Annotated in this window: 10 protein-coding genes and 1 pseudogene; 6 read left to right on the top strand and 5 right to left on the bottom strand. The window is 63.3% G+C overall.

The features are described 5' to 3' along the window. The first annotated feature begins 143 nt into the window (after positions 1-143). Complete coding sequence (locus HNP02_RS33060) at positions 144-353, top strand: hypothetical protein (protein WP_221318327.1); 210 nt, start codon at positions 144-146, stop codon at positions 351-353. A 639-nt stretch (positions 354-992) separates the two neighbouring features. On the opposite strand, the gene glgX is transcribed toward HNP02_RS33060, so the two are convergent. Genes glgX through HNP02_RS33045 form a run of 3 tightly spaced genes read right to left on the bottom strand, consistent with a single transcriptional unit; the run spans position 993 to position 6,256 of the window. Then, positions 993-3,086, bottom strand: a complete 2,094-nt coding sequence (gene glgX, locus HNP02_RS33055) for a glycogen debranching protein GlgX (protein WP_184444888.1) — start codon at positions 3,084-3,086, stop codon at positions 993-995. Beyond that, complete coding sequence (locus HNP02_RS33050) at positions 3,083-5,806, bottom strand: glucosidase (protein ID WP_184444887.1); 2,724 nt, start codon at positions 5,804-5,806, stop codon at positions 3,083-3,085. Before HNP02_RS33050 ends, glgX begins: the two co-directional genes overlap by 4 nt. A gap of 12 nt (positions 5,807-5,818) precedes the next feature. Then, the gene (locus HNP02_RS33045; RefSeq protein WP_184444886.1) at positions 5,819-6,256 is read right to left on the bottom strand and encodes a YtxH domain-containing protein; all 438 of its coding nucleotides are present in this window, start codon (positions 6,254-6,256) and stop codon (positions 5,819-5,821) included. Positions 6,257-6,484: 228 nt separating this feature from the next. Here HNP02_RS33045 and HNP02_RS33040 point away from each other — a divergent pair, with 228 nt between their 5' ends. Together HNP02_RS33040 and HNP02_RS44180 are read left to right on the top strand one after the other, a co-directional pair. Continuing rightward, positions 6,485-6,991 (top strand): DUF1003 domain-containing protein, encoded by a 507-nt coding sequence (locus HNP02_RS33040; RefSeq protein WP_184444885.1) that lies wholly within the window; start codon positions 6,485-6,487, stop codon positions 6,989-6,991. 101 nt (positions 6,992-7,092) lie between these two features. After that, entirely contained in the window at positions 7,093-7,614 is a 522-nt protein-coding gene (locus HNP02_RS44180) for an IS5 family transposase (protein ID WP_375373741.1), read from the top strand. Between the two features lie 647 nt (positions 7,615-8,261). On the opposite strand, the gene HNP02_RS43140 is transcribed toward HNP02_RS44180, so the two are convergent. Further along, the gene (locus HNP02_RS43140) at positions 8,262-8,384 is read right to left on the bottom strand and encodes a hypothetical protein (RefSeq protein ID WP_255507234.1); all 123 of its coding nucleotides are present in this window, start codon (positions 8,382-8,384) and stop codon (positions 8,262-8,264) included. A 502-nt stretch (positions 8,385-8,886) separates the two neighbouring features. Between HNP02_RS43140 and HNP02_RS33030 the strand changes: the two genes are divergently transcribed. From HNP02_RS33030 to HNP02_RS33020, 3 genes are all read left to right on the top strand, one after another. Continuing rightward, complete coding sequence (locus tag HNP02_RS33030) at positions 8,887-9,357, top strand: MerR family transcriptional regulator (RefSeq protein ID WP_184444883.1); 471 nt, start codon at positions 8,887-8,889, stop codon at positions 9,355-9,357. Next, positions 9,350-10,384 (top strand): NAD-dependent epimerase/dehydratase family protein, encoded by a 1,035-nt coding sequence (locus HNP02_RS33025; protein ID WP_184444882.1) that lies wholly within the window; start codon positions 9,350-9,352, stop codon positions 10,382-10,384. Before HNP02_RS33030 ends, HNP02_RS33025 begins: the two co-directional genes overlap by 8 nt. A 198-nt stretch (positions 10,385-10,582) precedes the next feature. Then, positions 10,583-11,923: a helix-turn-helix domain-containing protein gene (locus tag HNP02_RS33020; protein WP_184444881.1), complete on the top strand. Its 1,341-nt coding sequence runs from the start codon at positions 10,583-10,585 to the stop codon at positions 11,921-11,923. Positions 11,924-12,249: 326 nt separating this feature from the next. Here HNP02_RS33020 and HNP02_RS33015 read toward each other — a convergent pair. Next, positions 12,250-12,645 (bottom strand): annotated as a pseudogene (locus HNP02_RS33015) (FHA domain-containing protein); the annotation flags it as partial. Positions 12,646-12,884: the final 239 nt, after the last annotated feature.

The raw sequence follows: 12,884 nt of genomic DNA, 5'->3' as shown, positions 1-12,884 counted from the left end.
CTTGTTGTCGCGGTGACTGGGTTCTTCGATCGGTTGTTGATGCGACTAATGACTGGCGGAACATCGTGGGCCGCCGGACAATGACTCCTGGCGTGCCGGCGCCCACGATGGGGAGCAGAGATTGCAACCAAGAAGGGACCTCCATGTCAGGGTTAAGCAAACTTCATCAACGTGCGGCTGAACATCATGAGCACGCGGCACGGCACCATCGCGAAGCCGCCAAGCTTCAGGAGGCGAAAGATATTCTGGCGGCAGTAGATCAAGCACATCTGGCGCATGACCATCAGGTGCATGCCATCCGGTATGCAGCGGAGGCTGCGAAAGAATACGCGTCGGCGCGCCGCCGCAGCTAGAAGCATCGGTGCGCAGGACGAGCACCCATTCGGTTGTTCTGTGGCACCAGTGGCAAACGGTTTCCAACAGCTGCTGGTCTGCGTGGTACTCCCACGGCGCGCCACCGGAGACGGCCCTGATGGGATTCCCCGCATCGTTCGGCGCACGCGTTGTCCGAATCACGTTGCGTTCCAATTGTCTTGAACCGTGACCCGAGCACCGTGTTCACCAATCGGGCGATCCAGTGCTCAGCTCGAGTCGTGCCGCCCGACGATTGTGGCCTCGGCAAGTATTGGATTCGGCCACATAACGCGTCGTAGATAGTTCGGACGCCCGGACTGTTCGCTGGACAACGCCAGCTGTGCCCGTGAGCACAATCTGGCCCGTTCGGTCGGCCGCACGGAGGTTGGGACAATGCACTGGCCCAAACATCTTGGACCACAACGAAAGTCGAATTCCACAACAATCGCACACGTCTCGCGGCCCTCGGTACCATCACCTCGCCGAGTTCGAAGACCGACTCACTCAGACGGCAAAAGTCGCCTGACACTGGGTCCACCAAACGACTTCAATCCCAAGCCGTTCGGCCACGAATGGGGACCGCGCTGGGTCAATGAGCCGCCTACCGAGGTTGAGCTGGGGCGGTTCGATTGCCGCGGTCAAGGCGGGGAGCGCAGGACCACCGTTGACCGCGGCCCGACCTTGAGCTCTCGCCCCGCGGTGCCCGTGCGTGACGGGTCGAAACTGTCACAGACCATGTCCCACCGCCGCACAGAAAGTTCGGCGGGCACCGTGAAAGTCAACGGCTCCCACCATGAGTTTACGAGCATGAGGAAGTCGTCATCCACCATCGGCGTTCCGTCGGCTCCCTCATCCGGATCCGTTGAACCGTCGACGAACAACGCGACGCCACGGGCACTCGGGTTTGACCAGTCTTCGGCAGTCATCTCCGCACCTGACGATGTGAACCAGCGCAGGTCCGACGCGGCCTTGCCGGTGCGGTAGCGGCGCCTGCGGAATGCCGGATGACGACGGCGTAACGCGATGAGGTCCGTTGTGAAATCCAACAACCCATGGTCGTCTGTCGTCCAGTCGAACCAGGTGATCTCGTTGTCCTGGCAGTAGGCGTTGTTGTTGCCCGACTGAGTGCGGCCGAGCTCGTCGCCCCCCAACAACAGCGGTACGCCTGCCGAGAGCAGCAGGGTCGCAAGAAATGCCCGCGCTTGCCGAACGCGCAACGCCAGCACGTCGGGATCGCTGGTTGGGCCTTCGGCTCCGCAGTTCCACGAACGGTTGTCGTCGGTGCCGTCGCGGTTGTCCTCGGTGTTGGCCTCGTTGTGCTTTCCGTTGTAGGAGACCAGATCGGTGAGCGTGAACCCGTCGTGCACGGTGACGAAGTTGACCGACGCGCTGGGTCGGCGTCCTTCATCGGGGTGGTCGTAGATGTCAGCCGAACCGCACAGGCGTGCAGCGAAATCCCCCAATACTCCGTCGTGACTGCGCCACCAGTCGCGCACGGTGTCGCGGAAGCGTCCGTTCCATTCGCTCCACAGCGGCGGGAAGCGACCGATGTCGTAACTGTCGATTCGGCCGACGTCCCACGGTTCGGCGATGAGCTTGACCTGTGAGATGACCGGATCCTGGCTCACGACATCGAAGAACGCCGAGAACGGGTCGAAGGCGCCGTGCTCTCGTCCGAGGGTCGGTGCGAGGTCGAAACGAAACCCGTCGACGCCCATGGTCGACACCCAGTAGCGCAGCGAATCCATGATCATCCGCAGCGTTGTCGGGTCCGCCGCATTCAACGAGTTGCCCGTGCCGGTCGTGTCGATGTAGCGACCCGGATCGCTCGGGTCGAGGCGGTAGTACGCGGCGTTGTCGAGGCCGCGGTGGCACAGCGTGGGGCCGCCGGGCCCGCCCTCGGCGGTGTGGTTGAACACGACGTCGAGCACCACCTCCACCCCGGCCGCGTGCAGGGCATCGACCATGCTGCGGAACTCCGCCACCTGGCCGCCCCGTCGGCCGGCCCGCACCGCAGCCGAGTACGCCGCGTGCGGCGCGAAGAAGCCGATGGTGTTGTAGCCCCAGTAGTTCGTCAACCCACGCTCGACGAGGAATGACTCGGGCACGTTGTGGTGGATGGGTAGCAACTCGACGGCGGTGACGCCGAGCCCGACGAGGTAGTCGAGTACTGCCTCGTGCGCCAGACCGGCGTAGGTGCCGCGAAGCTCGGGCGGCACGTCGGGGTGCGTTGCGGTGAATCCGCGGACGTGCACCTCGTAGATGATCGTGTCGGCGAGCGGATGCCCCGGACCGGGCACGGGCGGAACGAGCGGCAACGGCGCCGTCACCAGGCTGCGTGGAGTGTGACCGGCCGAATCCAGCAGGCTGGGAGCCGCGGCGTCATCCGTTGCGTAGTCGAGTAATTCGGGCCCGAACCGGCATTCACCATCGATCGCGCGGGCATACGGGTCCATGAGAACCTTGGCGGGGTTGTAGCGCAGGCCCCGCGCGGGATCGTAGGGCCCACTGACTCGGAAACCGTAAGCCTGGCCCTCCCCCACTCCGGGCACGAAACCATGCCAGATGTCGCCGTCACGTTCCGGTAGCGCCAGCCGACTCTCGGCTCCGCTGTCGTCGAACAAGCACAGCTTCACCTGGTCGCCATTCGACGCCACTGCGAAGTTCGTCCCATGCGGTCCGCACGTCGCGCCCAGCGGAGCTGGGCTGCCGGGCAGGGCTGTCATCGTCATTCGCTCCCCTCACCTTCGACGAGTCGCTGAACCACCTCCGACACCGCGGGGTACGCGCGATGGCGGCGGCGGATCACGTCGACAACCAGGCCGGTCCAGCCGGTCTGGTGCGACGCACCTAGTCCAGCACCGTTGTCGCCGTGGAAGTATTCGTGGAAGAGCAGGTTGTCTCGCCACCGAGGATCGGTCTGCATCCGTTCCGTGGCACCGAAGCAGGGCCGTCTTCCGTCCTGATCGACGAGGAAGGTCGACACCAGGCGCTCCCAGACATCGGCGGCGACGACGTCGAGCGTGACATTGGTTCCTGATCCGGTCGGGTATTCGATCGTCAGTTCGTCGCCGAAGAATTCGTGGTAGCGCTCCAATGCCGTCCCGACGAGGTAGTTCAGCGGAAACCACACCGGACCCCGCCAGTTCGAGTTGCCTCCAAACATGGCGGTGGTCGACTCGGCAGGCTCGTAGTCGATTCCGGCCCGCACACCCTGCACGTCCAACTGGTACGGATGTTCGCGGTGGTAGGCGGATACGGAACGAAGTCCATGTGGAGATAGGAATTCCGTTGGGTCGAACAGGGTTTGGCAGAGCCGCCGCACCCGGTCCAGGCCGGTCACCCCGATCAAGAGCCGCCGAGCGCCGGGGTCCCCGCGCAGAATCCCGGCGTCGGCCATTTCCTTGGTCCCCCCTAGTCCATGGCGTCGCAGGTAGTCGGCGAACATCTTGTCTGTCACGAGTGTCCGGTTGATGGCCTCCTCGTTGACCACCGCCGCTGCCAGCGGCGGGATCATGGCGACCATCGAACGCACCCGAACAGGCACGGCGCCCCCGTCGGCCAATAGGATTCGGTCATAGTAAAAGCCGTCGTTCTCATCCCAAAGACCGACAACCTCAAGCGCTTCCGCGATGCCGGCAAAATGCTCCAAGAATTTCTGTACGAGGTCGAGCGCGGGCCGTTGTCCAGAGCCGTGCAGGATCGCTGCGATCGTCGCCATGGACAACGCGTATCCGGCCATCCAGCCGGTGGCGTCGGATTGTTCGAGCAGTCCGTGGAAGGGAAGGTGTGAGCGGTCCACGGGGCCGATGTTGTCCAGGCCCATGAAGCCGCCCTCGAAGACATTCGAGCCATTCGCGTCTTCGCGGTTCACCCACCAGGTGAAGTTCACCAGTAGCTTGTCGAAGATCCTGCTGAGGAAGTCGAAGTCACGACCGCCGTCGATGGCGAAGACTTCCAGGGCTGCCCACGCGTGAACCGGAGGGTTGACGTCGGAGAAGTCCCACTCGTACGCGGGCAAGGCGCCGTTGGGGTGCTGGAACCATTCGCGGCACAGCAGGGAGAGTTGATACTTCGCGAACGCCGGATCAACGTGCACCAACGCGACACAGTGAAATGCCATGTCCCAGGCCGCGAACCACGGATATTCCCAGGTGTCGGGCATCGACATCACATCGAACGCCCCGAAGCCCCGCCACCGGGCGTTGCGGCCGTCCTTGCGCTGCGGCGGGGGCGGCGGTTGGGCCGCATCGCCATCGAGCCACTTGGCCACGTCGTAGTAGTAGAACTGTTTGTTCCACAGCATGCCGGCGAACGCTTGCCGCATCACGGCAGCCTCGTCGGCCGACGCCTGCGGCGGGGTGAGCGAGGTGTAGAACTCGTCGGCTTCGGCCCGACGCTGCGTGTTCACCCGAGTGAAGTCCGTCCCCAATGTGGCCGCGTCGAGTGGCCCCGTGGTTGCCGGTCGCAACCGCAGCCGAATCTCGGCTGTCTCGCCCGCATCCAGTGAAATTCGGTACCAAGCAGCGCATTTCGTGCCGCGGCGCGCAGGGTTGACGGTGTCGGCCCGGCCGACGACGTGATCGTTGATGCCGTCCTTCGGCCATGGCGCACCCGACGAGACACCGTAGAGCCGGTGCTGGTTCGTCTCGTTGTCGCAGAACAGCAGCTCTGGCCCCTCGCCGTCAGGGGCCGGCCCGGCGAGCATCTCCATGTCGCCGAAAATCGGATGTGCGACGGCCACCGTTCCCGCCGCGGCGGCCGATAACGAAGGCCGGGTGGCTCCGGCATCCCACGACCACGTGTTGCGAAACCACAACGTCGGCAGCACATGGAGAATCTCGGTGTCGGCACCGGCATTGGTCACGTTGATCGTCATGAGCACGTCGGTTGGGTCGGCCTTGGCGTAGTGCACGTCGACGACCCAGTAGCGGTCGTCGTCGAAGATCCCCGTATCCAGCAGCTCGTACTCACGGTCGTGCTTGCCGCGCCTGCGGTTCTCGTCCAGTAACTGCTGGTAGGGAAATGCCCGCTGTGGGTAGTGATATCGCCAGCTGTTCCAGGCGTGGCTGGGTACGGCATCGCCGTACCACCAGTACTCCTTGACGTCTTCGCCGTGATTCGCCTCGGCACCGGTGAGTCCGAACGCCCGCTCCTTCAGTATCGGGTCGCGTCCGTTCCACAACGCCAGCGCCAAGCACAACCGTTGCTCGATGTCGCAGAACCCCGCAAGGCCGTCCTCGCCCCAGCGGTAGGCGCGCGAGCGTGCGTGATCATGTGGCAGATATCTCCATGCGTCGCCGTCGGCGCTGTAGTCCTCGCGGACTGTGCCCCACTGTCTTTCACTGAGGTAAGGCCCCCAGAGGTACCAGTCACTGGCTTGCCGCAGGCCGAGGTCGAGCCGACCAAAGCTCGCGACCCGCCGTCCCTCTGCGCCTGCGGCAGCAGTCACATGGACATCGATTCAGGAAGCGTTGGCGTCGAGCGCGGTCGCGTACCTACGTGTATACAAGGCGTCGTACACCGCCGACTCTGCTTCATCGATGGTGGCCTGGGCGAAGTCGATCGCCGACAACGCATAGTCTTCGGCGAGGTCGGCGTCGTCGGCGGCGAAGTCCGCGTCGAGGCGGTCCTCCTTGTCCTTGACGTTGGCCTTCACCTTCGCAACATGCGCCTGCCACTTCGCGTGCATCTCCTTCCACTGCGACGAGGCCTTGTCCTTGGCGTCAACTGCCTTGTCGTTGAGTCGATCAGCTGCTGCAGTCGCACGATCGCGGGCGCTGCTCGCGTCGGCCTCCAGCCGATCCTTGGCGGCGTGGTTCGCGGACTTCAGCTTGTCGGATGCGCTCTTCGCCTTATCGGAGATCTTGTCGAACTGCGCGTTCAGGTCAATGTTTGTCACTGGGACTCCTCGGGTGCGATGGGACAACTCCTGAATCGTGCAGCGCAGTCCCCTCGCCGTCATTGTTGGTGCAGACAACGTCGGCGAGCAGACGCTGTTGCGCGCCACACCCGTCTAGCCGCCGACCCGATCTACTTTGGCACCTGCAGACACTCAACTTTGTGCTCCAACAGGATTCCGCTGCCCACCGAGTAGTTCGCAGGCAGACAGGACGTAAAGGAATCGACCATGACGACCGAACACAGCTCCGATACCAGCCGACGCATCCCACAGCTGATCCCGCGCAGGCTCCTGCACGGCAAGGTGGCCCACCATCCTGCCGTGCTGGACGAGGCCGAGAGACGAAGCCGGGACTTCCAGCTGCGCCTGGCCGATCGAATCACGACGTTCGCCGGGTCGATGAACTTCGTCTGGTTTCATGCCGCGTTGTTCACCATCTGGATGCTGTTCCTGGAGAAGAGCCCGTGGGCCATACTGACCGTTGTCGTTTCGCTCGAGGCAATCTTCCTTTCGACGTTCGTGATGATCGGCCAGAACCGACAGTCGGCATTCCAGCAGGCCAAGGCAGACCATGACTTTGAGTCTCAAGAGTTGGAGCTCAAGACCAATACCGAGCTGACCCGTCAAATCCATTTGCTGACAACGGAGTTGCATCGCCGGCTCGTCGACCACTCGGAACCCGACATGCCCGACCCCGCAGCAGCGAGGTCGGACGGTGGGGGTCCCAACCGTTGAGGCAACCGACGACCAAATGCCTACCGTATTCGACTTCGTCGGGCGATGTGCGCGGTAGCACCGCGCCGATCGGTTCCGGAATCATCACCTCGGGGGCGACGATGCTGCCCTCTCCCGACCTCGGCGACCTCGAACCTCTGCACCACGGTTGGCTAACGAATAGTCAGAGCGGTGGGATCTCGACTAGGGCGTGTCTGCTTAATGTGAATGGTGTTGTGCCTGATGCTGGCTGGGCGATCCGGACAGATGTTGTTTCTGATGAGTTGTGGGCGCTGATTGAGCCGTTGATGCCCTGTGGCCGGCGGCGCGGTCGGCCTTGGAATGACCATCGCCGCACATTGGAGGGGGTTATCTGGCGTTGTCGCACTGGATCTCCGTGGCGGGATCTGCCAGAGCAGTTCGGTGCCTGGCAGTCGGTGGCTGAACGCCATCTGCGGTGGTCTACCGATGGCACCTACGCGCGGATCTTCACCGTGATCCAGCACAGCCTCGACGATGGCGATGCCGCTGACCTGCAGGAGTTATTGTCAGTCGACTCCACCAGTGTGCGTGTGCACCAGCACGGCGCCGGAGCACGCCCCGGCCGGGACACAGGGGGATCTGTGACGCTTGGGCTCTGGTAGACCGTGCTGAGGTCGAGAGGTTCTGGCAGCGAGGCCAACTCGGCGATCACTCCCGGGCGGTAACGCTGTCATCCGAACACATCTATCGCCTTTGACTTTGACGCCCGGCAGTTCGGCTCGGTGAGACAACAGCTCAAGTTCATTGGCGACTCCCGCTGGCCTCCGGCTGCATCCGTGATCGAAACATCACGCAGCGATGCCGATGGAATCGGTAACAACACGAGGTCGCGGCCAATGTCCAGCTGCACAACGTCGTGCAATGGCGCCGGCCCGGAGCTGCCCATGTGGAGATCGCCACCGGTGGACCTGCGATCGTGTTCCCGACATGGTTCGCCCAGCAATGCGAGAAAGTTGGCACGAAGCAGTCCGTAGCGGCCCAGTGGCGTGTGCCGGCGCGAGTGGTCGACGACATGACCGTGGTCGTGATGACAGCCGCTGCGCCTTCTCGGATGCCGCTCGGCGCTGTCAGGGTTTCCCGGGCCGAATTGACTTGGCAGGCCCGCGAACGGTGACGCGGGAAGATGTCTGTCACACAAGGTGTTCCGTCACTGTCGCCATGTCCAGAACTACCCGACTCTGCTCATGCGACGGTTACGCCGGCTGTTCATGTCGGTTCGTTTAGCTTTGCAGTTAGCAGAACCTTTTCGTCACGGTGACGGTTCGCACGCCCCGCTGTCGGGGCGGCTGATCCCGATCGCCATCTGGTTGCCGTCAATGCCGATGCTCTCGTACGCCTCACCCGCGCTGTTCTGCCAGCGATAAGCCCACACCCGCTCAGGTTGCCCGTCGAGAGTCTGGCCACCTCGACAGCAATCGCGGCTCGCCGTCGGAGCGCAATTCGTCATAGTGACGGGTCTAGCCCATGGCAGGTGAGTACGGTCAATATTGCTGACCCGCAACAGTTTTCCGAGATCATTCGATGGATAGTCTCTATTATCCATGACGAACCTGTGTATCCGTTACCATGTTGTGGTGCACCATATTCGGGACCAGCTGTGTGCCGACAATCTGACGGGTCGTGTGATGTCCTCCGTCCCAGCGGGTTTTAGATCACCGCTACGACTGTCCCGGGTATCGGTCTTAGCACCACGTTTGTCGGTCTCAGCATCATGTTTGAGCTCATCGGGACGCGGCAACTGCGCATCATCAAGCTCGCAGCACCGATGACGCGCAGGCTCGTTCGGAGCGCTTGCGCGTCGAACCTGGCCGGTCACGGCTAGAGCTTGACTTAAAGCGCTTGAAGTTCGGCAGACTGGTGCCATGAGTATCAACATGACCGAGCACGACGTCGGCTACCTCACGATTCAGCAGGTATCGCGACGGAGCGGCCTCTCGGAATCGACGCTTCGCTACTACGAGGGCATCGGGCTAATCGATAAGGTTCCGCGCGACGAACGCAGCGGCCACCGCCGCTATCCGCCAGATCTGGTCGCGGCCATCGAAGCGATGAGCTGCCTGCGCGGAATGGGAATGTCCGTGGCCGACATGCGCGCGTATCTCGCGAACATGCAGTTGGGACTAGCGGGCGCCGCACAGCAGCGGCAGCTGTTTGCCCGTCATGCTGAGCGGCTGGGCGCCGAGATCACGCGGCTGAAGCTGCGCGAGCGTTATGCCGCCGTCAAGGCTGACCTGTGGGCCGCCCGCGAGCGTGCCGACTCCGCTGGCGAACAACGCCTCATCCCGATCGTGGCGGATATTTCCGCGCGACTACTCGCAGACAAGGCTGGGCTGAGCCATGCCTGACAGTTCCGACCCGGTGTTGGTCACCGGCGGCTCCGGATTCCTGGCCCGTCACATCATCTTGCGGCTGCTAGGCGATGGCCGCCGGGTCCGGGCCACGATCCGGTCTCTCGACCGCGGGCCCGAGGTCCGCGCCACCCTAGAACAAGCGGGCGCCGACGTGAGCGAACTCGCTTTCGTGGCAGCCGATCTCACTGCCGACGACGGGTGGCCGGAGGCGGTTGCCGACTGTGAATACGTGCTGCACGTGGCGTCGCCTTTTCCTTCGCAACAGCCCAAGGACGAAGCCGATCTGATTAGGCCTGCTCGTGAGGGCACATTGCGAGTGCTGCAGGCGGCCGCTGATGCCGCGGTTCGGCGGGTGGTGGTGACGTCGTCGTTCGCCGCGATCGGATACAGCCCCAAGCCGTCACGGACGCCCTACGACGAGTCGGACTGGACCGACCTGTCGCAGACAAACAGCCCGTACGTCAGGTCGAAGACCCTGGCCGAGCGGGCGGCCTGGCAATTCGCGGACCAGCATCGCAATCAGCCCGAACTCACGGTGATCAACCCGGTCGGGATCTTCGGCCCGGTGCTCGGCCGCAACGACAGTAGTTCAGTCGGTCTCATCGCGATGCTGCTCGACGGCAAGCCACCGCTGTTACCGCGGTCCTCGTTCGCAGTTGTCGACGTGCGAGACGTTGCCGACTTGCACGTCGCGGCGATGACGAGTCCGAAGGCCGCCGGGCAGCGGTTTTTGGCCGCCTCCGGTGAACCGGTGACGCTGCCGCAGATCGCCGCGATCCTGCGTTCCCGATTGGGCGACCGGGGCACGCGTATTCCCACTCGGGTGGCTCCTGACTGGCTGGTGCGTGCGGCCGCACGCTTCGTGCCCCAGCTGGAGACATTCGCGGGGCTGCTGGGTCCGCCAAAGACGGTGTCAGCCGCGAAGGCGACCAACGTGCTTGGTTGGCAGCCTCGTTCGGCAGCCGACACACTGACCGATACAGCAGAAAGTCTGCTGGGTCAGTGTTTGGTGGACCCCTGACTTCAGGATTCGCTTGCGAGCAAGCGCTTTACGTGTCATGAAATCTAGCACCGTTCGGCGTGACCGGGGTCAGTCAACCGTGGTGGCGATGTCGGGGCTCATACCCCCACAGCAACAGACGTCCGCCAAGACGACGTGCCGTGAAACGGGCGGGTCAGCTGCACCCGCGATCAAACAGCCGACAAAGGTGATGAAGTCATGAACAAACCCGCCAACATCCGCCTCAGCAACGCCGAAGTCACCGCCGAGCTCAACGCGTCGGCCGATCACGCGCATCTCTGCCCCGAGTATCGACGGCTGGCTGCCGAGCAGGCGGCCTTGCGGCGACTGGCCACCCTGGTTGGACGCGGAGTCGAACCGCCGAAGGTATTCGACGCCGTGGCCCGCGAAATGCGCCAATGCGTGCGCGCGGAGATCGCCTTCCTGTGGCGCTATGAGACAGCTGGTGAGATCACGCTCATCGCCGCGAGCTATCATTCCGGGTCGCTGGTGAACTGGCCGGTGGGCACCCGCGCACCATTTACCGAGGACAACCTTGCAGCGGTGCTGCAGCGCACCGGTCGGCCCGCGCGCATGGATTCCTACAACGACGCCGCGGGGGATCTGGCTGCCCGCATTCGTGCGACGGGCATTCGGGAGGCCGCGGGCGTCCCGATCATGGTCGATGGACGCATCTGGGGCTTGGCCACAGTCGGATCCACACATTCCCGGGTGCTGCCGGCCGACACCGACGCGCACATCGGCAGCTTCGCTGAACTTGTCGCCACCGCAGTGGTGGCCGGGTATCGCGATGAGCAGAAAAGGCAGATCCTGGGTGGGGCATCGCGCCGCCCGCTCGTGATCGACTCGCTGCTTCAGGGCCAGGTTCTCGACGAGTGGAGCCTGTGGGAAGTCGCTAGTTGTCTTCGGCTGCCACGCAATGGCCCGTTTGTGGTAGTCGCCGCCGACGTCAGCAACACCGTAACCGAGGCGCTCACCGACGTTGAACCCAAGCTGCGCAGCATCGACGTCTATTCAGCGTGGCGACTGCTACCCGATGTGCAGGTTGGGATTCTGCACGTCGCGTCCGACGAGCGGTTCGACAAGATCGTGGCCCTCGTGTCCCGGCTGGGGGCCGAGCGTGTCGGCGTCAGCGCACGCTTCGGCGATCTTCGCGATACACCAGAAGCTCTCCATTTCGCCAAGGTGATGATGCGAAGCAACACCGAGGGTTCTTCTGCGGTTGCGATATTTGATGGCTCCATCCTGGCGACCGCCGCGATCGGCGCCCCGGACCTGATGCTCAAATCTGCCGGAAGCGCACTGGACCGGCTTGCCAAGATACCCGCGCGGGAGCGGGAGATGCTGTATGAAACGTTTCGGGTGTGGGAGGAAAGTGATGCGTCGGTGGACGTCGTTGCGGCGCAACTGTTTTGCCATCCCAATACCGTGCGTCATCGCCTGCGCAGGATCGAGAAGCTGACCAGTCGGTCGTTGTCTCGCCCTCGCAGTGTCGCAGAACTATGCCTGGCGTTCGAGGTGCGTCGCTGGCTAATGTAGCGTCCGCGACCCAGACTGCCGCGCTGTCCCTGGCTTCACGGGTCAGCAAGAGCCGCTCATAGAGTCAGCAGCATCCATCCCCAGCCCACCCGAACTAGCCGAATACGACGCAATCGAATATGCGGCGTTACCGGTAAACCTCTCCGTTATCACGTTGGGGGACAACAGCACTATCGACCCCAGCGCCGAAACTGCGCCCTCCGCGTTTGACGGCGACCAACGGTGTCTCCGTAGTGCTCGACTCGATGGGTGCTCCTGATGAGCCGCCAAATTCGTCGAACAATCGCGATGCGGTGAATGTCCAACTACCTGAAGATGACTACGACTTATCCGTCAGTTGATCCAGAGTCGTGAGTTCCGCCCGCGCCACCGTGGTTCTTGGGCTTGGTCAAAAACGTCAGGCGAAACTTGCCGATCTGCACCTCGCCGCCGTTGACCAGCACCGCCGAATCCACCGGCTCCCGGTTGACGTAGGTGCTGTTGAGGCTACCGACGTCGACGACGTGGAATTCGTCGTTCTCCCACCGGAACTCCGCGTGCCGGCGGCTCACAGTGACGTCATCGAGAAAAGCATCGTTGCTGGGATGTCGGCCCGCCGACGTCACCGGCTGATCCAGCAGGAACCGGGATCCGGCGTTGGGACCCCGTCTCACGACTATCAGCGCCGAACCAGGCGGCAGACGCTCAAGCGCATCCCGCGTCGGCCCGTCAAGCCGGGGCAACCGCAAATAGGCGGCCGTCACAACAGGCATGATCAGCCCCCGTCCGATCGGTGGTTCATAAGGATCCGGCAGTCGACGCCTTTGTCGACGCTACCGGTCCGGGCGCTCGATTAACTTCTGCACCAGGCGATTCCATTGTTCTGCGAGCCACCGACCCCGTCGATGTGATTGGTGACAGCGATCGGCAGCGAGGCCTGTTTGCAATTTACATCGTCTCTTCGCTTCTCCCACGCTCGCTA

Origin of the sequence: Mycobacterium sp. AZCC_0083 (genome assembly GCF_014202335.1) — a bacterium.
In the GTDB taxonomy this organism is placed as follows: domain Bacteria; phylum Actinomycetota; class Actinomycetes; order Mycobacteriales; family Mycobacteriaceae; genus Mycobacterium.
This window is presented reverse-complemented; position numbering and strand designations above follow the sequence as displayed.

Bases quoted from the DNA above. Each gene is read 5' to 3' on its own strand.
- HNP02_RS33060 (WP_221318327.1), top strand. From the start codon at position 144: ATGTCAGGGTTAAGCAAACTTCATCAACGTGCGGCTGAACATCATGAG.
- glgX (WP_184444888.1), bottom strand. From the start codon at position 3,086: ATGACGATGACAGCCCTGCCCGGCAGCCCAGCTCCGCTGGGCGCGACG.
- HNP02_RS33040 (WP_184444885.1), top strand. From the start codon at position 6,485: ATGACGACCGAACACAGCTCCGATACCAGCCGACGCATCCCACAGCTG.
- HNP02_RS44180 (WP_375373741.1), top strand. From the start codon at position 7,093: ATGCTGCCCTCTCCCGACCTCGGCGACCTCGAACCTCTGCACCACGGT.
- HNP02_RS33030 (WP_184444883.1), top strand. From the start codon at position 8,887: ATGACCGAGCACGACGTCGGCTACCTCACGATTCAGCAGGTATCGCGA.
- HNP02_RS33025 (WP_184444882.1), top strand. From the start codon at position 9,350: ATGCCTGACAGTTCCGACCCGGTGTTGGTCACCGGCGGCTCCGGATTC.
- HNP02_RS33020 (WP_184444881.1), top strand. From the start codon at position 10,583: ATGAACAAACCCGCCAACATCCGCCTCAGCAACGCCGAAGTCACCGCC.